At 72.7% G+C, this 25,573-nt stretch carries 23 protein-coding genes; 22 read left to right on the top strand and 1 reads right to left on the bottom strand.

Annotation, left to right across the window (positions count from 1 at the left end):
- Positions 1–322: 322 nt before the first annotated feature.
- From AVW09_RS13940 to AVW09_RS13915, 6 genes are all read left to right on the top strand, one after another.
- The gene (locus AVW09_RS13940) at positions 323–1,348 is read left to right on the top strand and encodes a LacI family DNA-binding transcriptional regulator (protein WP_063258642.1); all 1,026 of its coding nucleotides are present in this window, start codon (positions 323–325) and stop codon (positions 1,346–1,348) included.
- Positions 1,349–1,386: 38 nt separating this feature from the next.
- Positions 1,387–2,670: an extracellular solute-binding protein gene (locus AVW09_RS13935; protein WP_063258641.1), complete on the top strand. Its 1,284-nt coding sequence runs from the start codon at positions 1,387–1,389 to the stop codon at positions 2,668–2,670.
- 1 nt (position 2,671) lies between these two features.
- Positions 2,672–3,646, top strand: coding sequence for a carbohydrate ABC transporter permease (locus tag AVW09_RS13930; protein WP_063258640.1), 975 nt, complete (start codon positions 2,672–2,674; stop codon positions 3,644–3,646).
- Entirely contained in the window at positions 3,643–4,470 is an 828-nt protein-coding gene (locus tag AVW09_RS13925) for a carbohydrate ABC transporter permease (RefSeq protein WP_063258639.1), read from the top strand. The genes AVW09_RS13930 and AVW09_RS13925 overlap by 4 nt, the downstream gene beginning before the upstream one ends.
- Before the next feature lie 2 nt (positions 4,471–4,472).
- Entirely contained in the window at positions 4,473–5,540 is a 1,068-nt protein-coding gene (locus AVW09_RS13920; protein ID WP_063258638.1) for a glycoside hydrolase family 130 protein, read from the top strand.
- Between the two features lie 142 nt (positions 5,541–5,682).
- Entirely contained in the window at positions 5,683–7,692 is a 2,010-nt protein-coding gene (locus AVW09_RS13915; protein WP_063258637.1) for a hypothetical protein, read from the top strand.
- A gap of 199 nt (positions 7,693–7,891) precedes the next feature.
- Here AVW09_RS13915 and AVW09_RS13910 read toward each other — a convergent pair whose 3' ends face one another.
- A complete protein-coding gene (locus AVW09_RS13910) occupies positions 7,892–8,764 on the bottom strand; it encodes a LysR family transcriptional regulator (protein WP_063258636.1) in 873 nt (290 codons plus the stop codon).
- A gap of 81 nt (positions 8,765–8,845) precedes the next feature.
- On the opposite strand from AVW09_RS13910, the gene AVW09_RS13905 reads away from it, so the two are divergent.
- From AVW09_RS13905 to AVW09_RS13845, 16 genes are all read left to right on the top strand, one after another.
- Positions 8,846–10,078, top strand: a complete 1,233-nt coding sequence (locus AVW09_RS13905; RefSeq protein WP_063258635.1) for an MFS transporter — start codon at positions 8,846–8,848, stop codon at positions 10,076–10,078.
- Between the two features lie 278 nt (positions 10,079–10,356).
- Entirely contained in the window at positions 10,357–11,874 is a 1,518-nt protein-coding gene (locus tag AVW09_RS13900) for a DNA-3-methyladenine glycosylase 2 family protein (protein ID WP_063258634.1), read from the top strand.
- Positions 11,871–12,368 (top strand): methylated-DNA--[protein]-cysteine S-methyltransferase, encoded by a 498-nt coding sequence (locus AVW09_RS13895; protein ID WP_063258644.1) that lies wholly within the window; start codon positions 11,871–11,873, stop codon positions 12,366–12,368. Before AVW09_RS13900 ends, AVW09_RS13895 begins: the two co-directional genes overlap by 4 nt.
- Positions 12,369–12,914: 546 nt before the next feature.
- A complete protein-coding gene (locus tag AVW09_RS13890; protein ID WP_063258633.1) occupies positions 12,915–14,804 on the top strand; it encodes an ABC transporter ATP-binding protein in 1,890 nt (629 codons plus the stop codon).
- Positions 14,801–16,618: an ABC transporter ATP-binding protein gene (locus tag AVW09_RS13885; protein ID WP_063258632.1), complete on the top strand. Its 1,818-nt coding sequence runs from the start codon at positions 14,801–14,803 to the stop codon at positions 16,616–16,618. Before AVW09_RS13890 ends, AVW09_RS13885 begins: the two co-directional genes overlap by 4 nt.
- A gap of 266 nt (positions 16,619–16,884) precedes the next feature.
- Complete coding sequence (gene mpaB, locus AVW09_RS13880; RefSeq protein WP_063258631.1) at positions 16,885–17,922, top strand: daptide biosynthesis RiPP recognition protein; 1,038 nt, start codon at positions 16,885–16,887, stop codon at positions 17,920–17,922.
- On the top strand, positions 17,919–19,166 hold the full coding sequence (gene mpaD / locus AVW09_RS13875; protein WP_231901851.1) for a daptide-type RiPP biosynthesis aminotransferase: 1,248 nt from the start codon (positions 17,919–17,921) through the stop codon (positions 19,164–19,166). Before mpaB ends, mpaD begins: the two co-directional genes overlap by 4 nt.
- The gene (locus AVW09_RS13870) at positions 19,163–20,365 is read left to right on the top strand and encodes an iron-containing alcohol dehydrogenase (RefSeq protein ID WP_063258630.1); all 1,203 of its coding nucleotides are present in this window, start codon (positions 19,163–19,165) and stop codon (positions 20,363–20,365) included. The genes mpaD and AVW09_RS13870 overlap by 4 nt, the downstream gene beginning before the upstream one ends.
- Complete coding sequence (mpaA1, locus tag AVW09_RS17780) at positions 20,362–20,499, top strand: MpaA1 family daptide-type RiPP (protein WP_156496115.1); 138 nt, start codon at positions 20,362–20,364, stop codon at positions 20,497–20,499. The genes AVW09_RS13870 and mpaA1 overlap by 4 nt, the downstream gene beginning before the upstream one ends.
- A gap of 56 nt (positions 20,500–20,555) precedes the next feature.
- Complete coding sequence (gene mpaA2, locus AVW09_RS18375) at positions 20,556–20,678, top strand: MpaA2 family daptide-type RiPP (protein ID WP_022878248.1); 123 nt, start codon at positions 20,556–20,558, stop codon at positions 20,676–20,678.
- A 69-nt stretch (positions 20,679–20,747) separates the two neighbouring features.
- Positions 20,748–20,870 carry an MpaA3 family daptide-type RiPP gene (gene mpaA3, locus AVW09_RS18370; RefSeq protein WP_269454564.1) on the top strand — a complete coding sequence of 41 codons (123 nt, stop codon included), beginning with the start codon at positions 20,748–20,750 and terminating at the stop codon, positions 20,868–20,870.
- 67 nt (positions 20,871–20,937) lie between these two features.
- Positions 20,938–21,747: a daptide-type RiPP biosynthesis methyltransferase gene (gene mpaM, locus AVW09_RS13865; protein WP_063258629.1), complete on the top strand. Its 810-nt coding sequence runs from the start codon at positions 20,938–20,940 to the stop codon at positions 21,745–21,747.
- The gene (gene mpaP / locus AVW09_RS13860; RefSeq protein WP_063258628.1) at positions 21,737–23,407 is read left to right on the top strand and encodes a daptide biosynthesis intramembrane metalloprotease; all 1,671 of its coding nucleotides are present in this window, start codon (positions 21,737–21,739) and stop codon (positions 23,405–23,407) included. Before mpaM ends, mpaP begins: the two co-directional genes overlap by 11 nt.
- On the top strand, positions 23,404–24,123 hold the full coding sequence (locus AVW09_RS13855; protein WP_063258627.1) for an ABC transporter ATP-binding protein: 720 nt from the start codon (positions 23,404–23,406) through the stop codon (positions 24,121–24,123). The genes mpaP and AVW09_RS13855 overlap by 4 nt, the downstream gene beginning before the upstream one ends.
- Entirely contained in the window at positions 24,120–24,848 is a 729-nt protein-coding gene (locus AVW09_RS13850; protein WP_063258626.1) for a hypothetical protein, read from the top strand. The genes AVW09_RS13855 and AVW09_RS13850 overlap by 4 nt, the downstream gene beginning before the upstream one ends.
- The coding region (locus AVW09_RS13845; RefSeq protein ID WP_156496114.1) for a hypothetical protein at positions 24,845–25,573 on the top strand (729 nt) is incomplete at its 3' end. The genes AVW09_RS13850 and AVW09_RS13845, both read left to right, overlap by 4 nt.

Raw genomic sequence — 25,573 nt, 5'->3', positions numbered from 1 at the left:
CGGTGAGACCCGCCTGCACGGCACGGTCGGCGACGTTCTCACCGACGGGGCCGGCGCCGATGACGATCAGGTCGAATTCGCGTTCGCTCATGCCCCCACGCTATCGACGCCCACCGACATCGGGGAGGGGTTGCGGCGTGTGGACAGGTGCCTGCGGGGGAGACACCCGCCGCTGCGTGGCCCCGGGGCCACGCGCGGCGCCCCGGGGCCACGCGCGGCGCCCCTAAGCGCTCCCCGACGAGGGTTGACGCGATCCCTGAACCGGTTTAGGCTCGACATACTGAACCGGTTTAGAATCCCGGATGCCACGACGAGGTGCAACATGACGAACGAGACGCGACCCACGATCGCCGACGTCGCGCGCCGCGCCGGGGTCAGCAAGGGCCTGGTGTCGTTCGCGTTGAACGGCCGCGCCGGCGTCGCCCCCGACACCCGCGATCGCATCCTCTCGGTCGCCGCCGAGATGGGCTGGAGCCCGAGCCTGCGGGCACGGTCGCTCAGCGTCGGCCGGGCCTTTGCGTGCGGCCTGGTCATCGGCCGGAGCCCCGACGTCATCGCCGCCGACCCCTTCTTCCCGTCGTTCATCGCCGGTGTGGAAGACGAGTTCTCCGTCTCGGGCCAGGTCCTCGTGCTCGCGGCCGCCACCCCCGGACGCCACGAAGACGAGACCTACCGCGGACTCGCCGCGGACCGCCGCGTCGACGGCGTGATCCTCTCCGACCTCCGCGCCGACGACCCGCGGATCGACCTCGTCGCGAGCCTCGGCATCGCGGCCGTGACGCTCGGCGTCCCGGATGTCGACAGCCCCTTCACCTCGGTCTCGGTCGACGACGGCGCCGGCATCCGCCTCGCGGTCGACCACCTCGCCGACCTCGGCCACACCGACATCGCGCATGTCGCCGGCCCGTTCGCGATGCTGCACGGACGCCACCGCGCAGCGGCATTCGAAGCTGCGGCGCGGGCGCGTGGCATCCGGGCCCGTGTCGTCGAGACGGACTTCAGCGCCGCCGACGGGGCGCGGGCCACCACGGCCCTGCTCGACGCCGAGGTGCCGCCCACGGCGATCGTCTACTCGAACGACAACATGGCCGTCGCGGGGCTCGGCACGGCGCAGCGCCGCGGCCTGTCCGTGCCCCGCGACCTCTCGATCACCGGGTTCGACGACACCGAACTCGGTCGGCATCTGTTCCCCGCCCTCACGAGCGTCTCCACCGACGCGCGGGGCTGGGGAGCGGCCGCGGCACGCGCTCTGCTCGCCGCGATCGGCGGAGCCGCCGCCGAGGCCCAGACCCTCGCCGACCCCGGCCTGCAGGTGCGCGACTCCACCGCGCCGCCGACCCGAAGCTGACACCCGCGGGCCCCCGCCCGCCCCACAAGGAGGAAGACATGCGACGACGCATTCTCGCCACAGCAGTAGCCGCCACCGGCATCCTCGCCCTCTCCGCGTGCAGCGGAGGCGGCGGGGGAGCATCCGGAATGGATGCCAAGGGCCCGATCACGATCTGGTATTCCAACAATGCCGCGGAGATCGCGTGGGGCCAGCAGATGGTCGAGGCCTGGAACGCCGACCACCCCGACGAGCAGATCACCGCGCAGGAGATCCCCGCCGGGTCCTCCAGCGAAGAGGTCATCGGAGCGGCGATCACCGCCGGAAACGCCCCGTGCCTGGTGTTCAACACCTCGCCCGCGGCCGTGCCCGGTTTCCAGCGCCAGGGCGGCCTCGTGAACCTGTCGGACTTCCCCGACGGCGAGCAGTACATCACGGACCGCAGCGGCGACCTCGCCGACCAGTACCGCTCCGACGACGGCGGCTTCTACCAGCTGCCGTGGAAGAGCAACCCGGTGATGATCTTCTACAACAAGGACCTGTTCGCCAAGGCCGGCCTCGACCCCGAGAAGCCGCAGCTGTCGACGTACGACGAGTTCCTCGCCACCTCGCAGAAGCTGAAGGCGGCGGGCGTCTCGGACTACGCCATCAACCCGGCGCCCACGAGCGAGTTCTTCCAGTCGTGGTTCGACTTCTACCCGCTGTACGCCGCGCAGACCGGCGGGAAGCAGCTCGTCGAGGACGGCAAGGCCACCTTCAACGACGCCGACGGTGAGGCCGTCGCCAACTTCTGGCGGACCATCTACACCGACAAGCTCGCCGGCAACGAGCAGTATCAGGGCGACGCGTTCGCCGACGGCAAGGCCGCGATGGCCATCGTCGGGCCGTGGGCCGTGTCGGTCTACAAGGACAAGGTCAACTGGGGTGCCGTGCCCGTCCCCACCGAGAAGGGCACCGCGGCCGACCAGACCTGGACCTTCAGCGACGCGAAGAACGTCGGCCTCTTCACCGCGTGCCAGAACAAGGGCACCGCGTGGGAGGTCCTGAAGTTCGCCACCAGCCAGGAGCAGGACGGGAAGTGGCTCGAAGAGACGGGTCAGATGCCGCTCCGCACCGACCTGACCACGACGTACGCCGACTACTTCAGCGCCAACCCGGCCTACCAGCAGTTCGGCGACCAGGCCGCGCGCACCGTCGAGGTGCCCAACGTCGTCAGCTCGGTCGAGATCTGGCAGGCGTTCCGCGACGAGTACTCCAAGGCGGTCATCTTCGGCGAAGAGGACGTGAACACCTTCCTCACCAACGCCCAGACGCAGATCGACCAGCTCGCGGCGGGGAAGTGACATGACCGTCGATCTCACCCGCACGCCCGGTCGGACCGGGGGCGACCCCGGCCGGTCCGGTCGTGCGGGGGGAGCGACGGATGCCGGGAAGAAGCGGCGCCGCCTCCTCGGGGCGCAGCCGCTCGGCATCCTGTTCTCCGCTCCGTATGTGATCTTCATCGCGGTCGTCTTCGCGTACCCGATCGGGTTCGCGGTGTGGATGTCGTTCCACGACTACTTCTTCACCGCCCCGGGGGCGAACGTCGCCCGGCCGTTCGTCGGGCTCGACAACTACGTCACCGCGCTCAGCGACCCGGCCGTGTGGCGGTCGTTCGGCAACGTCGGGATCTTCCTGCTCATCAACGTCCCGTTGACGGTCGTGCTCTCGATCGTGCTGGCCACGGCGCTGGACCGGGTGGTGCGCGCGCGGGCGTTCTTCCGCGTCGCGTTCTACGTGCCCTACGTCACGGCATCCGTCGCGGTGGTCGCGGTGTGGCTGTTCCTGTTCTCGAACTCGGGGCTGATCAACAACGCGCTCGGCCCGCTGGCGCCGAACCCGTCGTGGCTGGTCAACTCGGCGCTCGCGATGCCGACGATCGCGCTGTTCGTGACGTGGAAGGGTCTGGGGTTCTACATCCTGCTGTACCTCGCGGCGCTCCAGAACGTGCAGCGCGAGCTGTACGAATCGGTCGCGGTCGACGGAGGGGGACGCCTGCGGCAGTTCTTCTCGGTGACGGTCCCGGGCGTGCGCCCGGCGACGTTCCTCGTGGTGCTGCTCGCCACCATCACGGGCGCGAACCTCTTCACCGAGCCGTACCTGCTCACCAATGGCGGCGGCCCCAACGGCGCGTCGACGTCGCCCGTGCTGCTGATCTACCAGAAGGGCATCGAGCAGCAGAACCCCGACGTGGCCGCGGCCATCGGGGTGGTGCTGATCATCTTCGTGCTGATCATCGCGGCGCTCCAGCGCCGGTTCGTGGGGAGGGAGGAATCATGAAGTCCAAGGTCGTGACGTACGGCGTGCTGACGCTCGGCGCCCTGGCGTTCCTGTTCCCCTTCTATTACATGGTCGTCGGCTCGCTGCAGACGAACCCCGACACCTCGATCGCGGGGGCCTTCCCGCACCCGTCGAACTTGACGCTCGAGAACTACGCGGCGATCGACGGGCGCATCAACCTGCTGAAGGGCCTCGTGAACTCGGGGATCTTCACCGGGGGAGTGATCCTCGGCACGATCGTGTTCGGGGTGCTCGCCGGCTACGCGCTGGCGGTGCTGAAGTGGCGCGGCCGGTCGGCGACCTTCGCGCTCGTGCTGCTCGTGCAGGTGATCCCGTTCCAGCTGCTGATGATCCCGCTGTACGTGATGATCGCGCGTGACTACGGGCTCAGCGACAGCTACCTCGGCATGATCCTGCCGTTCTTCATCAACTCCACGGCGGTCGTCATCTTCCGGCAGTACTTCCTGCAGCTCCCCAAGGAACTGTTCGACGCCGCCCGCGTCGACGGGGCGAACGAGTTCCGGCTGCTGTGGAGCGTCGCGCTGCCGCTCGTACGTCCCGCGCTGCTGACCGCGGTGCTGCTGACCTTCATCGGTCCGTGGAACGAGTTCCTGTGGCCCTTCCTCATCACGAAGGACGCCACGATGCAGCCGCTCGCGGTGTCGCTGGCGAACTTCATCTCCACGATCGCGGCATCCACGACCAACCCCTTCGGCGCGATGATGGCCGGCGCCGTCGTGCTCGCCGCCCCCGCGGTGGCGCTGTTCCTGATCTTCCAGCGCTACTTCACCTCCAACGACCTCGGATCCGGAGTGAAAGGATGACAATGACCCCCGAATCCCCCGTCCCTTACCGCCTCACGCGTGTGGGTGTGGTGATGACCCCCGAGCCCGGCAACGCCGACGAAGCGGAGGGCGTGCTCAACCCGGCCTCGGGTCGCGGCCCGGACGGCGAGCTGTACCTGCTGCCGCGCCTGGTCGCGGAGGGCAACGTCTCACGCGTCGGCCTCGCCCGCGTCGTCGTCGAGGACGGTGTGCCCGTCGCCGTCGAACGCGAGGGCGTGGTGCTCCAGCCCGACCGCGGGTGGGAGCGCGGCGCCGACAATGCCGGAACCGAAGACCCGCGCACGACCTGGATCGCAGCCCTGGGCCTGCACGTCATGACGTACGTCGCCTATGGCCCCCTGGGCCCGCGCACCGCCGTCGCCGTCTCCGAGGACCTGCGCGACTGGCGGCGTCTCGGACCCGTGCTGTTCCGCTACCAGGACGACCTCGACACGGACCTGAACCTGTTCCACAACAAGGACACGGTCTTCTTCCCCGAGACGGTCACGGCCCCCGACGGCAGCGAGGCGTTCGCGGTGCTGCACCGGCCCATGTGGGACCTCGGCGAGACCAAGCCCGGGCAGGGCGTGCGGGTGCCGGCGGGCATCGAGGACGAGCGGCAGTCCATCTGGATCAGCTACGTGCCCGTGGCATCCGTCCGGGAGAACCTCGCGAACCTCGCGCTGTGGGAGCAGCACCGGTTCGTCGCGGGCCCTGCGTTCCCGTTCGAGGCCGTGAAGATCGGCGGGGGGCCGCCGCCGCTGCGGATCCCCGAGGGCTGGCTCGTGCTGCACCACGGCGTGACCGGCGTGATCGACAGCGCGTTCTCGCAGCAGCAGAAGGTCAACTACGCCGCGGGTGCCCTCATCCTGGATGCCGATGACCCGAGCCGCGTGATCGCCCGGACGCCGGAGCCGCTGCTGGCCCCCGAGACCGACGACGAGCGCAGCGGCATCGTGCCGAACGTCGTCTTCCCGACCGCGATCGAGGAGATCGACGGCCGCCACTTCGTGTTCTACGGCATGGCCGACTCGAAGATCGGCGTCGCTCTGCTCGAGCGCACCGACTGAGACCCGCGTCGCGTCCGGCGCCGTGAGGGCCCGGGCGCGGCGCGGTCACACCTCCTGCGGGATCGCCCTCGCCACCGCCCTCGGGTGGACGGCGGGCGGTTTCGCAGGAGTTGTGCCCCACCCCCATCGAAAGGATCCCCCCATGAACGCACGATGGAGTGCGCGCGGCCTGGCCCTCGCGGGCGCGGTCGCCCTGGCGGTGCCGCTGAGCGCCGCACCGGCGTCGGCGCTGGCCCCCGCCGCCGCCCCGGCCGCCACCGCCACCCCGGCCGCGCCGCTGACGAACCTCGACCACCTCGACTTCCTCCTCGGTTCGCCGACGCCCGCGGGCATCGAAGGACACACCACCTACCGCCTGGCCGAGGAACCGACGCTCCTCGCGCCGTGGACCTACGCCGACGCCCGCGACGGCGGAACGTTCGAGCGGATCGGCGGCGGCACCCTCGACCCCGCGACCGGCGACTGGGGTCAGGGCGCCTACAACGCCGACGACACCACGCGCGCCGCGGTCGTCTACCTGCGCCACTGGCAGCAGACGGGCGACGCCGACAGCCGCCACAAGGCGTACGAGCTGCTCCGCACGGTCGCGTACCACCAGACCACCGACGGCCCCGACGCCGGGAACGTCGTGCTGTGGATGCAGCCGGACGGCGAGCTCAACCCCTCCGCGGAACCGGTGGAACTGCCGGATCCGTCCGACTCTGGCCCGAGCTACTGGCTCGCGCGCACGGTGTGGGCGCTCGGCGAGGGGTACGCGGCGTTCGCCGACGACGACCCCGACTTCGCCGCGTTCCTCAAGGACCGCCTGGCCCTGTCGCGCGGGGCGATCGAGCGCGACGTCCTGTCGAAGTACGGCCAGTACGTCGAGGCCGACGGCAAGAAAGTGCCCGCGTGGCTGATCGTGGACGGGGCGGATGCCTCTGCCGAAGCGGTCCTCGGACTGACCGCCGCCGTGCGGGCCGGGGACGACTCCTCGGCCACCGCGGCGCGGGAGCTCGCCGAGGGCGTGGCGGCCATGGCATCCGGAACCTCCCGCGAGTGGCCGTACGGCGCGGTGCTCCCGTGGGCGCAATCGCCCGCGATGTGGCACGCGTGGGGCTCGCAGATGCCCGCGGCGCTCGCCGTCGCGGCCGACGTGCTCGACGACCCCGCACTGGCGGATCCGGCGATCGCCGACGCCACCGGCTTCACGACGACGCTCCTCACCGCGGGCGGTCCGGACAACGGCTGGTTCCCGAGCCCGACCGACCGCGTGCAGATCGCGTACGGCGCGGACTCCCGCGTGCAGTCGCTCGTTGCGCTCGCGGACACGACAGGATCGAGCGCGTTCGCCGACCTCGCCGGCATCCAGGCCGCGTGGTTCTTCGGCGGCAACCACGCCGGCGCGCGCATGTACGACCCCGCGACCGGCGTGACGTTCGACGGATTGCAGCCCGACGGCACGGTGAACCGCAACAGCGGGGCCGAGTCGACGATCCACGGCCTGCTCACCGCCCTCGCGCTCGACGCGCATCCGGCGATCGCCGCACGGGCGACGGGGCTCACGTCCGTCACCGATCGCGTCGGCTTGACGTTCGTTCAGGCGGAGGATGCCACGTCCACCGACGGCACCGTGTCGACGCCGACGTCGTGGACGGGCGAGTCGAGCTGGTCGGGCGACGCCCTCACCCTGAAGCCCGGACAGAGCGCGACGTGGAACATCGGTTCCGCCGACACAAGGCGCTGGTTCGAGCCCGTCGTGTTCTCGCAGCCGGGGGAGCAGTCGCTCTCGCGCTGGCGCGGGAACGGCGTACTGAAGGTCACGGGTCCCGCGCGGGGCATCTCGCCGACCCCCGGTGCGCTGCTGCCGCACGCGCTCACCGCCCCCGTGTCCGAGCGGCAGACGGAGCTGAACGTCACCGCGCAGCGCGGCGACCTCGTGCTCGACGGGCTCATCGTGCGGCCGTTTGTGTCGCGTCTCGTCCTCGAAGGCGCCGGGAGCCGCAGCGAGCTCGTGCAGTCGAGCGCGCCGGGTGTCGAGCGCACGACCCTCTCGGGCGGCGGAACGGTGCGTGTCTACGACGCGCGCGGCAGGCTGCTGCGCACGACGGCGTTCGACGGCGAGATGACGGTGCTCCTGCCCTCCGGCGGCTTCGCTGTCGCGGAGCGCTGAGCGCCGACGTTGCTCGACCGCGGCGCCGACCTCGCGTGGGTCGGCGCCGCGGTGGCATCCGGTGGTTCGCGCGCGTTCGTGGCCCCGGGGCCACATCCAGCGCCCCGGGGCCACGAGCGCCGCCCCTCGCGCCGCCCCCACCCGCGCGCGCTGAGCGCCGCCCCGCCGACGCGCGGCAGGTCTCCCCGCTCCGACGACCTCACCCCGGGGCGTGGATCGCCTCCACCACCGCCTGCACGTGCCGGCGGTGCACGGCGGCCGCGCCCACGGTGAGCGAGACGGTCCAGGGCGGGAGGTCGTCCGCGACGGGGCGGACACGGCATCCGGTCGTCGGCACCACGTCCGGGATCACGGCGACGCCGAGCCCGGCCGCGACGTACTCGGGCACGGCCGCGAGCTCGCCCACCTCGGCGAGCACGTGCCGTGCGATGCCGAGGCGGTCGAGCTCCCGGTCGAGCTGCACGCGGTTGCCGAACCCGGGGAGCACATCGATCCAGTCGTCATCGGCGAGGTCGGCGAGGGCGACCGGTCCGTCGACGCGGGCGAGCGGGTGCGCCTCGGGCAGCACGGCCATGTAGGGGAACGACGCGAGGTGCCTCGACACGGCACCGGATGCCGGGGGCAGAGCCGTCAGCGCCAGATCCAGACGATCGCGATCGAGTTCGTCGAAGAGCCCGCGCGAGCCGGTGGTCGAGACCGTGACCCGCACGTCGACCAGCGGGTGCGTGCGGCGGAGCCGGGCGAGGATCTCGGGAAGGTCGATGACCCGCAGGCCCGCGAAGGTCCCGATGCGCACGAGTCCGCGGACGCCGGTCCCGGACTCGGATGCCACCCCGCGGAGCGCGTCGAGATCGGCGAGCAGCACGCGGGCGAGGGGGAGGAGCGCGTCGCCCGCGGCCGTCGGGCGCACGAATTTGGTGGAGCGCTCGAACAGGCGCACGCCCAGGTCGCGCTCGAGGCTCGCGAGGCCCGCCGAGACCGTGGACTGCGCCGCGAACAGCCGAGCGGCTGCGGCCGTGACGTTGCGTTCGTCGGCGACCGTGACGAAGTACTCGAGCAGGCGCGTCTCCATGGGGCGATGATAGAGCGAATCGATCGCAATGATCGAAAACGTTCGTTTCCCTCGATGCGACGTCCGCGGCATCCTGAGGTCATGACTTCCTCGATCGCCCTTCCGGTCGCCGCCCCCGCGGCATCCGCGCGCCTCTCGCACCGGACCGGGTTCTGGGTCACGGCCGCCACGTTCCTCGCGCTCATGGCCTTCAACACGGTGCCGACGCCGCTCTACGCGCTGTACCAGGCGCGCGACGGCTTCCCCACGTTCCTCATCACGGTGATGTTCGCCGCGTACTCCATCGGCGTCATGGTGTCGCTGTACCTGGCCGGGCACCTCAGTGACCGGCTCGGTCGCCGCCCGCTCATCCTGGCGGCGACGGTGCTCGAGATCGCCGCGGCCCTGGTGTTCGTGCTGCGCGCCGACGCCGCCAGCGTCATCGCCGCCCGCCTCGTCGCCGGGCTCGGCATCGGCCTCCTCACGGCCTCGGCCACCGCGCACCTCGCCGACCTGCGGCGTGTGTCGCACCCCGCATCCCCGGGATTCGCCGCCACGGTCGCGGGCGTCGCGAACATGGGCGGCCTCGCCCTCGGCCCGCTGATCGGCGGCCTCTTCGCCGAGTTCACCCCGGCGCCGCTCGTACTGCCGTACGTCGTGTTCCTCGTCGGGTTCCTCGCCCTGGGCCTCGCGTACGTGTTCGTCCCCGAGACCGTCGAGGTCGACCGCTCCTTCCGCTACCGGCCGCAGCGGGTCCGCATCCCCGCGGACGGGCGCCGCGCCTACTGGGCGGCGGGGACCGCGGCTTTCGCCGCTTTCGCCGTGACGGGGCTGTTCGGTTCGGTCGCCCCGACGTTCCTCGCCGGACGGCTCGGCGTCACGGATCACCTCGTCGCCGGGGCCGTGTCCTTCTCGGTGTTCGGTGCCGCCGCGGTGTCCCAGGTCGTGTTCGCGGGTCGCTCGACGCGGACGCAGCTGCGGTTGGGACTCGTCGCCATAATCGCCGGGCTGCTGAGCCTCGGCGCGGCGGATCTGGTGACCTCCGGCATCCTGTTCGTGGTCGGCGGCATCGTCGCGGGCGCCGGCGTCGGCCTCCTCTTCCGCGGAGCCCTCGCGACGGCCGGATCGCTCGCCGACCCCCGCACTCGCGGCGAGATCACCTCGGGCGTCTTCCTCCTCGCGTTCGCCGGGATGACCGTGCCCCCGCTGGCCGTCGGCGTCGCGCTCCTCGCCCTCCCACTGGTGCCGGTGTTCCTCGGCTTCGTCCTGCTGGTGCTGGCCCTGTCGATCTGGGGCGGCCTGGTGATCCTCCGCGAGACCGCGCCGCTCGCGTGACGCCCCGGCCCGCGCGGCACCCCTGAGTGTCCAAGACGCGCGGATGCCACGCGGCCCCGTCCGCGTGTCTTGGACGGTGAATATGCAGGGTGCCGCCGGGTGCGCTCGTGGCCCGGGGCTGATCCGTGGAGTGTCCAAGACACGCGGAGCAGCCTCGGCCCCGTCCGCGTGTCTTGGACACTCAACAGCGGACGGGGCGCGAGCTCGCCGCACCGGGGCCCACCCTCGTGTCCGATTTCCGCCGGTGCATGTCGGTGGGGGATGGCAGGGTGGATGCCATGACCCTCACCGCCGCCGACGCTCGGGGCTTCGACGAGCGCTACCGCGTGATCCAGTCGCGCGACCGGCGGTTCGACGGGCAGTTCGTCACGGCCGTCCGCTCGACCGGCATCTACTGCCGTCCGAGCTGCCCCGCGCGCACGCCGAAAGAGGCGAACGTCACGTTCTACGCGACCTCAGCGGCGGCGCACGAGGCGGGCTACCGCGCGTGCAAGCGCTGCCTGCCCGAGGCGGCGCCCGGGTCCCCGGCGTGGGACGTCCGGGGCGACGTCGCGGCGCGCGCGATGCGCCTCATCGCCGACGGTGTCGTCGACCGCGAGGGCGTCCCCGGCCTCGCGCGGCGACTCGGCTACTCCTCCCGCCACCTCGGGCGCCTCCTCACCGCCGAACTCGGCGCGGGGCCGCTCGCCCTCGCGCGAGCGCAGCGCGCCCACACGGCCCGCGCGCTCCTCGTGGGCACCGACCTGTCGGCATCCGATGTCGCGTTCTCGGCGGGCTTCTCGAGCGTGCGGCAGTTCACCGAGACGATCGGCGAGGTCTTCGGCCTGTCGCCGACGGCCCTCCGCGCCCGGCGGTCCCGGGCGGCGGGCACCGTTCCGGTCGGCGAGATCGACCTCGCGCTCCCCGCCCGCGGGCCCATCGACACCGTCGGACTCTTCGGCTGGATGCGCGCGCACGCGATCCCCGGCGTCGAGGTCGGCGGCGACGCGTCCTTCGCGCGGGTCATCCGGATGCCGGGCGGACCGGCGTGGTTCGAAGTGCGGCGCGACGCCGACTCCCGGCTGCGTCTGCGCGCGCGGCTCAGCGCCCTCGCCGACCTCGGCACCCTCATCGCGCGCGTCCGACGTCTGTTCGACCTCGACGCCGATCCGCTCGCGATCGACGAGGCGCTCGCCCGACATCCCGAACTCGCCCCCGCGGTCGCCGCGATTCCGGGAGTCCGCGTCCCGGGAGCGATGGATGCCGAAGAGATGCTGCTGCGCGCGATGATCGGCCAGCAGATCAGCGTCGCCTCGGCGCGCACCATGCAGGGCCGGCTGTCGGCCGAACTCGGCGAGCGCACCGAGATCGGTGGCATCCCGATGAGGCTCTTCCCCGATCCCGCCGTCATCGCCGCACACGGCTTCGACGTCCTGCGCGGACCCGCCGCGCGCCGCCGCGCGATCGTCGAGGCCGCCGCCGCACTCGCCGACGGCTCGCTGCCGCTCGGGCCGGGCGACGACGGCGCCGAGCAGCGGGCGCGGCTCCTCGCGATGCGGGGGATCGGCCCGTGGACCGCCGACTACGTCCGCATGCGCGTGACCGGCGACCCCGACGTGCTGCTTCCCGGAGACGTGGCTGCGCGCGCCGGCGCCGCGGCGCTGGGGCTCCCGTCCGATCCGGCCGGCTTCACGGCCTGGTCCGAGCGCGCGGCCCCGTGGCGTAGCTACGCCATGGCCCACTACTGGTACGCCGCCCCCGTGACCCAGGCGTGGCGCACCCCGACCCCCTCGACCGAAAGCGAGCCCGCCCCGTGAGCACCGCGACCCTCCAGTTCCTCGACACTCCCGACGGGGCATTCGCGATCCTCGCCGACGACGCCGATCGCGTGCTCGTCGCCGGATGGACGGACGACACGGATGCCGTGCTCGCCCGGCTGCACCCGAAGAACCGTCCCGCCGAGATCCTGCCGGGCGAGACGCGCGCGGCCGCAGCCGTCGCGGCGTACTACGACGGCGACCTCGCCGCGATCGACGACGTCGAGGTCGTGCAGTTCGGCACGCCGTTGCAGCAGCGGGGGTGGGCGGCGCTGCGGAGCATCCGGCCGGGGGAACCCCTGACGTACACCGGTTTCGCGACGGCCCTGGGCTCACCCTCGGCCGTGCGAGCAGCGGCATCCATCTGCGCCCGCAACGCGCCCGCGCTCTTCGTGCCGTGTCACCGCGTGCTGCGCGGCGACGGCACGATGGGCGGCTTCGCGTGGGGCGTCGACGTGAAGCGCCGGTTGCTGGAGCGCGAAGCCGCAGCCTGACGCGCCGCGCCGCGTAACCTCAGCGATTCGCGCAACCTCAGCCGGGTGGGGCCGGATGCCACTGAGCTTGTGCTGATCGCGGAGTTTGTGCCGCCCGGGGCTCCGGTGCCGCCGCGCGCCTGGCCCGCGGCCTCGGCCCCCGGCGCGCGGCGTAACCTCAGCGATTCGCGCAACCTCAGTTGGACGCGGCCGGATGCCACTGACTTTGGGCAGATCGCGGAGGTTGTGCCGCGGGCCCCGGGCGCCCCGGCCCGCCCCGCGCCAGCCGCCCGCAGAATCCGTCCTTGCCCCCAGGCAACGCTCAGGCATATCCTGAAAAGCTGCCGCGCCCCGCCCCCCCCGGGCCTCTGTGGTGGCGCACCGAACGAGGAGGATGCCATGGACCAGATCGACTCCACCGTCGTGCGTGCCGCGTTCTCCGCCTTCGCCGCGCGGCGCCCGTAGCGCTCCGACCGCTCGCGCATCGCACGTCCCGGCGGACTCCGCCGGCCCTTGGCATCCCCTTCCCGCGTCCATCCGGCGCGTCGCTTCGACCCCACGAGGATCATGACCACCGCAGAAAACCGCCCTCAGCTGTCGACGCTCCGTTCCCTCGCGCGCCTGCTGCCGATCGCCCGGCCCGTGCTTCCCCGGCTCGTGCTCGGCGCCGTCAGCGCGCTCGGCGCGAGCGTGCTCGCGCTCACCATCCCCCTCGTCCTCGAGCAGCTCGTCGCCGGTCCCATCGGCTCGGGCGACCCCGCGCAGTTGGCGTGGGGCGCGGTGCTCATCCTGGGCCTCGGGCTCGCGGAGGCCGGCATGGTGTGGCTGCGGCGCTGGTTCGTGCTGGCGCCCGCGACCCGCGTCGAGTACGACCTGCGGCAGTCGTTCTACTCGCGCCTGCAGCGTCTGCCCGTCGCGTTCCACGACCGCTGGCAGTCGGGGCAGCTGCTCTCGCGCATGATGCAGGACATCAGCATGCTGCGCCGCTGGCTCGCGTTCGGCCTCATCCTGCTTGTTGTCAACATCCTCACGATCGCGATCGGTGCGGTGCTGCTGTTCCGCTGGCACTGGCTGCTCGGGACGCTGTTCCTCATCGCCTCCGCGCCCCTCTGGTACGCGGGCTACCGCTTCGAGAAGCGCTACGGCGCCCTCACGCGGCAGAGCCAGGACCAGGCCGGCGACCTGGCGACCTCGGTCGAGGAGAGCGTGCACGGCATCCGTGTCCTCAAGGCCTTCGGCCGCGGCAAGCACGCGCTGCAGAAGTTCACGCGGCAGGCTGAGTCCCTCCGCGAGACCGAGCTCGGCAAGGCGCGCGCCGTCGGCTGGATCTGGTTCTGGCTCGTGCTGCTGCCCGACATCGCGTTCGCGGTGTGCCTGGGCGCGGGCATCGTGCTCACGCAGCTCGGTCAGCTGCAGGTCGCCGAACTCGTGGCGTTCTTCGCCATGGCGACGGTGCTGCGGTGGCCGATGGAGTCGATCGGCTTCCTCTTCTCGTTCCTGCTCGACGCGCGCACCGCGACCGACCGCATCTTCGAGGTGTTCGACGAGCAGAACACGATCGTCGACCCGGCCGAGCCGCGCACGATCCCCGCGCCCCGCGGCGAGCTGGTGCTCGAGGGCGTGCATTTCCGGTACCAGGATGCCGCGGACTCCGAGCCCGACCTCCTCGACGGCGTCGACCTGACCCTGCGGCCGGGGGAGACCATGGCGCTCGTGGGTCTGACCGGTTCCGGCAAGACGACGCTCACGACGCTGCCCGGGCGGCTGTACGACGTCACGGGTGGCCGCGTGCTGCTCGACGGCGTCGACGTGCGCGACCTGCGGCTGTCCGAACTCCGACGTCACGTCGGCATGGCCTTCGAGGATGCCACGCTGTTCTCGCAGACCGTCCGTGCCAACGTCCTGCTCGGTCGGGAGGACCTCGAACCGGGGTCGCCCGAAGCCGAGGCGGTGCTCACCGAGGCGCTGCAGGTCGCGCAGGCGCACTTCGTCCACGACCTTCCCGACGGCCTCGACACCGTGATCGGCGAGGAGGGGCTGAGCCTGTCCGGCGGCCAGCGTCAGCGACTCGCGCTCGCCCGCGCGGTCGCGGCGCGCCCCGCCGTGCTCGTCCTCGACGACCCGCTGTCGGCCCTCGACGTCGACACCGAGGCCCTCGTGGAGGACGCGCTGCGCGAGGTGCTGAGCGAGACTACGGCGCTCGTCGTCGCCCACCGTCCCTCGACGGTCACGCTCGCCGACCGTGTCGCCCTGCTGCAGGACGGCCGCATCACGGCCGTCGGTACGCACTCCGACCTGCTGCGCGAGAGTGAGGCGTACCGGCATGTGATCTCGAGCCTGGAAGAGGCCGAGGCCGAGCGCGAGGCGCAGACCGGCGCGATCCCCGTGATCCGCTCCGGCGGGAGTGCCCTGGCATCCATCGACGAATCCCAGCCCGCGAAGGAGGCGACCCGATGAGCGCGACCACCGTCACCGGGACGAGCGGCGAAGACCGCTCGGACTACACGCGCGAAGAGAGTCGCGCGATCCGGCAGCGTTCGCTGCGGCTCCTCGGATCGCTCGTGTCGCCGCTGCGCTGGCAGCTCGTGCTCGCCGCCGCGGTGCTCGTCGTCTCGACGGCGCTGCGGGTCGCCGGTCCCGCGCTGATCGCCATCGGCATCGACACGGCGCTGCCCGCGGTGATCCAGAACAACGACTGGATGCCGACCATCCTCGTCGTCGCGATCTACCTCACTGCCGGCATCGGCGGGGCGGTGCTGATCGGCTGGTACGTGGTCGTGGCGGCCCGGTTGACGCAGGCGATCATGCTCGACCTGCGCAAGCGCATCTTCCTCCACACCCAGCGCCTGAGCCTCGAGTTCCACGAGTCGTACACGTCGGGCCGCATCATCTCGCGTCAGACGAGCGACCTCGACACGATCCGCGAGCTGCTCGACGGCGGGCTCAATGAGCTCGTGTCGGGCGTGCTGTACGGCCTGTTCACGCTCGGCGCGCTGTACCTCCTCGACTGGCAGTCCGGGCTCGTGCTGACGGTCATGGGTATTCCGCTGTACCTCCTGATGCGCTGGTTCTACCGCCGCTCGCAGGTCGTCTACCGGGAGTCGCGCGTCGTCAGTGCGCAGGTGATCGTCAAGTTCGTCGAGACGATGACCGGCATCCGGGCCGTGAAGGCGTTCCGTAAGGAACCGCGCAACGACGAGGAGTTCGGCGACCTCGCGGGCCAGTACCGCGACGTCAACATGCGCTCGATCCGGCTGTTCGGAACGTTCGAGCCGGCGCTGATGGCGGTGGCCTCGGTCTCGGTGGCCGTGGTGCTGCTGTGGGGCGGGGGTCGCGTGATCGGCGGGGCGCTCGAGATCGGTGTGCTCGCGGCCGCGGTGCTGTACGTGCGGAACTTCTTCGCTCCGCTGCAGGAGGTCGCGTTCTTCCTGAACTCGTACCAGTCGGCGACGGCGGCGCTCGAGAAGGTGTCGGGCGTGCTGGAGGAGGAGCCCACGGTTCCCGACCCGACCGACCCGGTCGACCTCTGGAGCGCGCGCGGTCACGTCCGGTTCGACGAGGTCACGTTCGGGTACTCCGACGACCGGGTCATCCTGCCGAACTTCACGCTCGACATCCCCGCGGGGCAGACGATCGCGCTCGTCGGCACGACCGGTGCCGGCAAGTCGACGCTCGCGAAGCTCGTGTCGCGGTTCTACGACCCCACGCGCGGTGCCGTGACCCTCGACGACGTCGATCTCCGCCGTCTGCACCCGAAGGACCTCCGCCGCGCGATCGTCATGGTCACGCAGGAGGCGTACCTGTTCAGCGGCACGGTGGCCGACAACATCGCCCTCGGAAAGCCCGACGCGACGATGGAGGAGATCCGCGCGGCCGCCCGCGCCGTAGGCGCCGACGGGTTCATCGAGAAGCTCCCTGACGGCTACGACACCGACGTGAACAAGCGCGGCGGACGCGTGTCGGCGGGCCAACGGCAGTTGATCTCGTTCGCGCGCGCCTTCCTCGCCGATCCCGCGGTGCTCATCCTCGACGAGGCGACCGCGTCGCTCGACATCCCGAGCGAGCGGCTCATCCAGGACGCGCTGCAGACGCTGCTGGCCGACCGCACGGCGATCATCATCGCGCACCGCCTGTCGACGGTCGCGATCGCCGACCGGGTGCTCGTCATGGAGCACGGCCGCATCATCGAGGACGACACGCCGGAGGCGCTGATCGCCGGCACCGGCAAGTTCGCGCAGCTGCACGCGTCGTGGCGGGAGTCGCTCGTCTGACGCAAGCGGAAGGGATGCCACGGCCTCGGGGTCGTGGCATCCGTCTTTCCCGGCCGTCTTTCCCGGCCGTCATTCCCGGCCGTCTTTCCCGGTCGAATGTGACGCCCGGCGCACGCGCTGGTGATCGCGTCGAAGCGGACGGGTGATTCGGCGTTCGCACCCTGGCACTCGCACGAGTGCATGTATACATTTTCTCTCGGTCCCCGCTTCGCGGAGGGCCTCCGCGCTCCGGAAGTGCGCGGAGCGGTAGCGAGGGGGATTTGTCGGTGACACGAGGGGCAGTCGACGCGCACGACGCGCGGATCGTCGGCGAATGGATCACGGGGCGCCACGCGTCGTTCCGGCGGGCGGTGTTCTGCGCTCCGGGCGCACCTGTCGACGCGGCCGCCGCGGCGGTGACGGTGGACGACATCCTTCTCGTCGCCTCCGACGTCGCCGTCGAAACCCCGGCGCATGTCGTCCGCTTCGACGGCGCCTTCGACGAGGTCGGCGACGTCCTCCACGTGGCCGGGCACGCGGTCGAACTCCAGCACTACGCCTCGGCCGCGTACGTCGAACTCGTCGGGCCGACCGCGATGCGCTTCCTCGACGCCGACGGGTGGCGGGCGTTCCTCGCCGACGCCGACCTCGCTCGCGCCTCCGGCGTCTTCACGTCGCCGATGACCGACCCGCGTCTTCGTCTCGCGGATGCCGACGTGTTCGACGATCCGTTCGCCGCGGCCGCACCGCGGGCCCCGCACGTGCACGCGGACGGGCGGCTGACCGCGGGGGCGCAGGGTGCGGTGCTCGGTGTGGCGGACGACCTCGCGAACGTGCTCGCGACGCCGCGTCCCCGGTGGGAGGCTCTGGCCGGCATCGCCGCGCCCGCTGACCTGACCCGCGACCTCTCCGCCCGGCGGTGGCTCGGGCGCTTCGTGCACGCGGCGGAGCTCGCGGGGATCCTCGGGCTCGCGGCATCCGATCTCCGGATCGACGGGTTCGGCTGGTCCGCGCTCTCCGACGCGGGTGAGGGCGGCGGCGGGGTCGCCCGCGCCGACGACCCGTTCCTCGTGCGCACGCCCGACGGCGTCCTGCTCGTCGACCTCCGCACGCGCCGGCGTCAGCGTCTACCCGAGCGGACCGTCCGCGTCGTTGCGTCGTTGCAGGCCTCGACCGACGTGACCGCGGCGGCGGATCGCCTCGCCCGCACCGAGCGGCTGACCGTCGAGGCGGCACGGGTCCTGTGCACCGAGGCGGAGCGGCTGCTGGGCGTGCGCCCCGGTGTTCCGGCGACCGATCCCGTGGCCGTCGGGGCGGGGGCGTGACGCCCGTCTGGTCGGCGATGTCGCCCGCGGACCTTGCGTTCGCCCCGGACCGTGTCGCGGTCTCGGCGCGCGGGCACCGCGTGCGGTTCGCCGACGGATCCGACCGGCTCTGCGCCACGAGCGGACTCTGGAACGTCCCGCTCGGCTACGGGCACCCCGGAATCGCCGAGGCGGTCGCCGGCGCCCTGCACGAGGCCTCGTACCTCACCCTTTTCCGCGGTGTGCATCGACCGGCGCGGGAGGCGGCTGCGGCGCTGATCGACCTCGCCGGGAACGACCGCTACCGTCGCGTGATCTTCTCGACCTCCGGCGGCGCGGCGAACGACGCCGTGATGAAGCTCGCGCGGCAGTTCCAGATCGAGCGGGGCGAGCCCGCCCGCACGCTCGTGGTCGGGCTGCGCGGCAGCTACCACGGCACGATGTACGGCAGCCACGCGCTGAGCGGCGACGCCCTCGGCCAGGCGGCTTACGCGCTCGATCGCCGGGCGGTGCGACACGTCGACGCCGCCGACCCGGGGGAGCTCACCGACCTGCTGCGGCGCGAGGGTGGCCGCGTGGCGGCGGTCGTGGTCGAGCCCGTCCTCGGCACGGGAGCGCACCCTGTCACGCAGGCGTTCCTCGAGGCGGCGCTGGACGCGCGCGACGAGCACGGCTTCCTCCTCGTCGCCGACGAGGTGGCCACGGGTTTCGGGCGCACCGGCCCGCTGTTCGCGTCGGGGGAGTGGTCGCGGCCACCGGATCTGCTCGTGCTGTCCAAGGCCCTCACCAACGGCGCGCTCGGTGCCGCGGCCGTCCTCGTCGGTCCCCGGGTGGTGTCGGCGTTCGCCGACCGGCGCGCGACGTTCGTCCACGGCGAGACGCAGGCCGGAACCCCCGCGGTGTCCGCGGCCATCCTCGCCGCGGTGGACGAGTTCCGACGTCCGGAGATCCGTGCCGCCGCGACCCGCGTGGGCGTGCGCGCGCGGGCGCTCGCCGACGCGCTGGTCCGCGACGGCCTCGCCGCCGAGGTCCGGGGGCGCGGCGCGTTCCTCGCCGTGGCTCTGGCCGGCAGTGACGGCGCGCGGTTCTCGCCCGAACGGATCCCGGATGCCGTGGCCGCCATCGCCGCGGCCGGTGCGATCGTGCATCCCGGGGTGGATGGCATCCAGCTCATCCCGGGCTACGGGTACGACGATGCCGCGTTCACCGAGCTCGACGCCGCGATCCGGGCGGGTCTGACCCGTGTGACGGAGGCGGCCGCGTGAGCGCCGTCTCGCGTCGCCCGAGGTCGACGCTCATCGCAGGGTCGGGCATCGCCCGCGCCGCGTGCGCGCGCGTGACGGCCGGACGCCGGACCGTGGTGGTGGTCGACGCGCACCTGCTGCCCCTGGCCGAGGACCTCCCGCGTTGCGTCGCGGTCGTGCCGCTCGAGGTCGGAGGAGTGGATGCCGGAACGGTCGCCGCTCTCGCGGACCGCTTGCGCGACGCGGGCGCGGAGTCGGTGGTGGCCGTCGGTGGGGGAACGGTCCTCGACGCGGTCGCCGTCGCCGCGATGGGCCGCGCCACCGTGGCGTGGGCCCTCCGGCGGGCGGAGGGCGCGGCGGTCGTGTCGCTGCCCGCACCCGCGAACCCGTCGATCGAGGTCGTCGCCGTCCCCACGACCGTGGGCACCTCGGCGGAGACCAACGCCGTCGCGATCGTCCGCACGAGCGCGGGTGCGCGGGTCCTCGTCGGCGAAGCAGTGCGGCCGCGGTATGCCGTCCTGGACGCGAGGCACTACGGGACGCTCGACGCCGCCGACGTCCGCGCGGGATGCCTCGAGGCCTTCCTGCGTCTCGCAGGCGTCAGCACCGCCGACCGCGCCCACCCGCGCGGGCATGCGCACGCCGTCGCGATCGCGCGCGCTCTGCTGGCCGCGGGCCACAGCGCCCTCACGCCGGCGCGCCGTCTGCGGATCGCGCGTCTCAGCGCGGCAACGCAGCGCAGCGCCGCCCTGCGCGGGCGTGCGCCCTTCAGCCCCCGCCATTGGTACCTCGCCACCGAGGTCTCCTTCATCGCCCGAACGACGAAGATGCGGGCGACGGCCTCGGTCGTCTCCCGCGTGTGGCAGTGCATCGAGGACGGCGACACCCGCTGGGGTTCGGCCGAGCCGTTGGAGGCGTTCTGGCGCGAGGCGACCCGCGACGCGCGGCTTCCCCTCGCCCCGGCGGCCGGCATCGACGCCCTCATCGCGCGCTGGGGACTGCCGCTCGCTCCGCGACCCGACGCGGAGGCCCGGGAGGCCATGGCCGCCCGGGCGGAGCGGTGGTGGGGCGGTCGGGGGCCGGCGCTGTCGGGCCTCTCGGCTCCCGACGTGCGGGACGTCCTCGATCGGGCGCGGTGGGACCCGAACCCACCCGCCGAGGCGTCCCGCCTCCGCCCCACGGTCACTCCGACACCCGCGGGAGGAGGTGAACACACATGACGAGTCTCACGATGAGTGCCCCGCTGCAGTTCGAGGAACTGGACGCGCTGGAGGCGCCGAGCTGGGAGAGCTTCTACCAGGGGGTCCTCGCCGGACTCACGGTCGTCGGCATCGGCGTCGCGATCGCGACCTGAGGCATCCCGGACGCCCGGCGTCAGCCCTCACCCTCACCGAAGGAGGTGACTTGCACATGACTTCCACCCTCGACTTCGTCGAGCTCGACGCGCTGGACGCCCCCGACGACGGATGGGACTGGTTCCGCGGCTTCAGCTACGGCGTGGCCCTCGGATTCATCGCCCTGGCCGCCACCTGAGCCATCCGCGGGAGGCCGGGGTTCCGGCATCCCTCATCCCATCCCTGCATGCACCCGAGGAGGTGACTCATGTCCAACGATCTCGCACTGCGCTTCGAAGAGCTCGACGAGCTCGACGCGCCCCTGGAGTGGTGGGAGCACGCCGGCTACATCATCGCCATCGTCGCCGCGACGGTCGCCATCGCCACCTGACCCGTCGAGGGGGAGACGCCGGGCGCGTGTCCCCCTCGACTTCCGCATCCCCCCAGAAAGAGGTTCCATGACCGCCCCGCTCACCGACTCCGTGCGCCGCCGCCTGGCGGACGCCGGGTGCGTCGCCGCGCCCGGCGACGTGTACGCCGGCGACGGCGCCCGGTTCTACGACGACCTCGTCGGCCCGGACCGGTCCGAGATCCGCGAGGTGCTCGACATCGCGCGTCGCGTCGGCCCCGACGTGCTCGACCTCGCCGCCGGAAGCGGACGGATCACGCTTCCGCTCGTGCGGACCGGCAAGCGCGTCACGGCGCTCGACCTGTCGGCCGACATGCTCGCGCGCCTGCGGGCCGCGCTGCCCGCCGGCACGACCTGCGACGTCGTCGTCGCCGACATGTGCGACGTCGACCTCGGACGCGATTTCGACCTGATCGTCCTCGCCGCGACCTCGATCACGCTGCTCGGGCCGACCGACCGTCGACGGCTCTTCGCGACGGTGCGCCGTCACCTCGCACCGGGCGGGTCGTTCGTGCTCTCTGTCGCGGGCGCAGGTGCGCTGTCCGCGCTCCGCGCGTCCGCGGACCGAGAGATCCCGGTGGGCTCGACCGTCTACCTGCAGTCGCAGCAGGTCGAGTCCGACGGTGCCCGCCGGGTCGTGAATTGGATGCCACTCCCGCTGCCGCCTGCGCCGGGTCCGGTGCCCGTGCTGACCACACGCCTGCACCTCCTCGAGGAGTCGGTCGTGACCGATGAACTGCGCGACGGCGGGTTCGCACCGCCCGAGGTGATCCCGGTGCTTACGAACGGCATCCGCTCCGGCGAGGGCATGGTGCTGCTGCACACCCGGGTCGATGACGGGACCGCGGATGTCGCGTGACACCCTCGCCCCCGACGACGCGGCTCCGCGGCTGGCCGACGTCGTGCGCATCGAGCCCGCCGCGGACGGGGACCACTGGCTCGTCAGCGTGGACGGCGTGCCCGTGTCGCGCGCCTCGTCGACCGTCGCCGCGACGCTGCGGGCGATGGACGGGCGAGCGAGCCTCGACGAGCTGCGCCGACGCTTCGCGCCCGATCAGACGCCCGAGGAGTTCGCCGCGCTCGCGGCCCGCTTCCGCCGGGCAGGGCTCCTCCGCGGCTCGGAACGGCGGACCGCGGGGCGCGTCACGTATCGCCCGCCGCTGACGATTCAATTCGCGACGCTGCGCGCGCCGCGCCTGTTCGACCGACTGCACCGGCTGATCCGCCCGTTGCTGCGCGGGTGGCTGGCGTGGCCCCTCGCCGCGCTGATCGTGGCGGGCCTCGTCGCCCTCGGTGCCCAGGCTGCCGACGTGGTCGCCGCGCTGACGTCGCCGCTGCCACTGGTCGATGTCCTCGTCGTCGCGGTCGTGCTCGTGGCCGCGACGCTCCTCCACGAGGCGGCGCACGGTGTGACCCTGGCACACGGCGGCGGACAGCCGCGACGCGCCGGTGTCATGCTGCTCTATCTCGGACCGGCGTTCTTCGTCGACGTCACGGATGCCTGGCGGCTCCCGTCCCGCGCGTCCCGCGTCCGGGTCGCGCTCGCCGGACCCGCCGTGCACGCGGCCCTCGCGGGCGCCGCGGCGCTGTGCGCGCTCGCCGTGCCCGATCCCGACGTGCGGCGGGCACTGCTCGTGCTCAGCTGCGCGTGCGCCGTCGTCGTCGTGATCAACCTCGTCCCGTTCGTGCGGTTCGACGGCTACATCGCGGTGATGAGCGCACTGGACGAACCGAATCTGCGCGCCCGGACGATGGCGGATGCCGCCGACGCCCTGCGTCGCGGTCTGTTCGGGGGCGCACCCGGTCCGCGGGCTCTCGCCCGGTGGTGGAGCGTCCCCTTCGGCATCCTGAGCGCCCTCGTGCCGATCGCGCTCGTCGTGGCCGCGATCGAGCGGACCGTGCACGCGCTCGCGGGAACCGGACCGGTCGGCGCGCTCATCGTGCTCGCGCTCCCGACGGCCGTCGTCGTCGCGGTCGGGGTCGGTGTCGTCCGATGGGTCGTCGCCGGGTGGTCCCGCGGACGCGGGAGGACCCGGTTCGTGCTGATCGGCGTCGCCGCCGTGGCGGCCGTCGTGGGCGCCGCCGCGGTGATCCCCGTGGACGACACCCGGACTCTCGGCTTCACGTCCGTCGGCGACCGCGTCGAGCTGGTCGTCCCCGCGAGCGCGACGGACGACGCGGGCCTCACCGCCGACCTCCCGGTCGACCTGACGACGAGCGGCATCCTCGCCGACGCCGTCGTCGCCCGGGGAGTCGCACGCCCCGCGCCCGCGCGCACGATCACCGCGCCGCTCACGGCGTTCTCGCCGGTCGAGGTGCCGGGCCTCGAGGTGGAGGCCCGGACGATCGGCACCGTCGACGTGCCCGCCGCGACGCTCCCCGCATCCGGCCGCGCCGTCGTCCACCTCGGTTCGCGCTCGCTGCTCGGAGCCGTGTGGTCGACGCACGTCGTCGACCCCGCGTCCGTCCTGCTGACCTCCTTCGACCCCCCGACGTCCGACACGAAAGATCCCCGATGACCGACCACGCCCTCGAGGTGCACCACCTCACCAAGACCTACGGCTCCCGCACCGCCGTCGACGACGTCTCCTTCGCGGTTCGTCGCGGCAGCATCGTGGGACTCCTCGGCCCGAACGGAGCCGGCAAGTCCACGACCCTGCGCACGATCGTCGGACTCTCGGCCCCGACCCGCGGCGAGGCGCTCATCGACGGGATGCCGTTCGCCCGTCTCTCGCAGCCGTCGGCGCACATCGGCGTGCAGATGGACGGCTTCGGCTTCGAGATCGGCATCACCGCGCGCCGACACCTCGAGATCGCGCGCCTCGCCGTCGGCGCCCCGCGGCGCCGGGTGGACGAGGTCCTCGACGAGGTCGGACTCGCCGCCGATGCCCGTCGCCGCGTGAAGACCTTCTCGACCGGCATGGTGCAGCGGCTGGGCCTCGCCACGGCGCTCATCGGATCGCCACGGACGCTCGTGCTCGACGAACCCTCGAACGGCCTCGACCCCGATGGCATCCGGTGGCTCCGTCGCCATCTCCGCGCGTTCGCGCAGGCGGGCGGCACCGTGCTCGTCTCGAGTCACCAGCTCGCCGAGCTCGAGAACACCGTCGACGAGGTCGTGATCCTGAAGCAGTCGGTGCTGTACTCCGGCGCCCTGAGCGACCTCGTCCCGGGCGACGGCGGGGCCTCGCTCGAGGAGCGCTACTTCGACCTCGTCGAGGGGCGCGACGCGTGATCGGCGTGATCCGCTCCGAGCTCCTGCGCGCCCGCAGCGGCGCGAACACGCTCGCGGTCCTCCTGCTCGGCGCGTTCGTCCCGGTGATCGTCCTCACCAGCGACGACACCCTCGGACGGATGACCGCGATGGATGCCACCACCGCGACGCAACTCCTCCTCGCGCCGCTCGCGTGGTCGTTCGTCGTGGCGGCGTTCGCCGGCGCCTTCGGGGTGACGCGGGAGTTCTACTACGGCTCGATGGGCCGCACGATCGCGCAGATCGGCTTCCGCCGCGCCTTCCTGGGCAAAGGGATCGCGGCGATCGGGGTCGCGGTGGTCCTCACGGCGGGGATCGCCGCGGCGTGGTGCGGGGTCGCGGCCGTGGTCTTGGGCGTGAACGGCCTGGCGTTCGTTCCCGGCCTCGGCGCGGCGCGGACCGTGCTCGGGGCGCTTCCCGGCGCCGTGCTGGGCGCGCTCCTCGGTGCCGCGGTCGGATGGATCGTCGGCAACTACTACGCCGCGGCGGCCGTCGTGCTGGCGGGACCCATCGCGTTCGAGATGGCGTTCCTGGGGTCTGCGCCCGAGGTCGCCCGCTTCTCGCCGGGGCTGACCCTCGCCGCCCTCGCGTCGCCGAGCGACCACCCGGTGCTCCTCGAGCCGTGGGCCGGTCTCGGTGTGGCGCTGGGCTGGACGCTCGTCCTGACCGCCGCGGCGTGGGTCGTCGGACGTCGGCGGTTCCGGTGAGCGCCTCTGCGGCGCCGCTGCTCGGGCTCGGGCGTGCTCTGCGCGCACAGGCCCGTGCCACGGTCGGCGATCTGCCCCTGGCGGGGGTGTGCGCCGCGGCGCTCGTGCTGTCCGCGTCGATCGGCGCCAGTATGCCCGGCGACGTCGCCGCCGCGCCCGACGCGGCGAAGGACGCGATCGCGGCGCCGTTGTCGACGGTCCTCGCGGTGTACGCCGCAGTGATGGCGGCGATCTACGGCTCGTTCCGCTACACGGTCGACCGGCGCGGGGGAGTCATCGCCCAACGTGCGACGCTCCAGCCGCGGCAGTGGGGCCTCGCGGCGCGGATCCCCTTCACCGCGCTCGGCGGTGCGCTCGTCGGGGTGGCGGCCCTGCTCGGCGGCCGTGCTGCCGTCGCGGCGACCCTGGGCCTGCACGGTCTCGAGCCCGCGGCCGTCGGTGCCGTCGCGATCGTCGGCGCGGCCGCGGCCGTCTGGGGGCTCGGCATCGGGTTGCTCGTGCAGGCGCACCTGCCGTCGCTGTTCCTCGCCCCGCTGTCGCTCAGCGCGGCGCTCCTGGTCGCCGCGCCGTGGCCGGCGGTCGCGGCATGGTTCCCCCTGCCGACACTCGTACGCGCCACCGGCCTCGATCTCGCCCCGCTCGGGATCACCGCCGCCGTCGGCCCGGGACCGGTCGCGGCCGCGGCCCTCGCCGCCGCGTGGATCACCGCCGTTCTCGCGGCGGGC

The sequence above is a fragment of the Microbacterium sp. T32 genome, assembly GCF_001619615.1.
Classification (GTDB): Bacteria; Actinomycetota; Actinomycetes; order Actinomycetales; family Microbacteriaceae; genus Microbacterium.
Note: the sequence above shows the minus strand (reverse complement) of the source record. Positions and strands in the feature narration are given on the sequence as shown.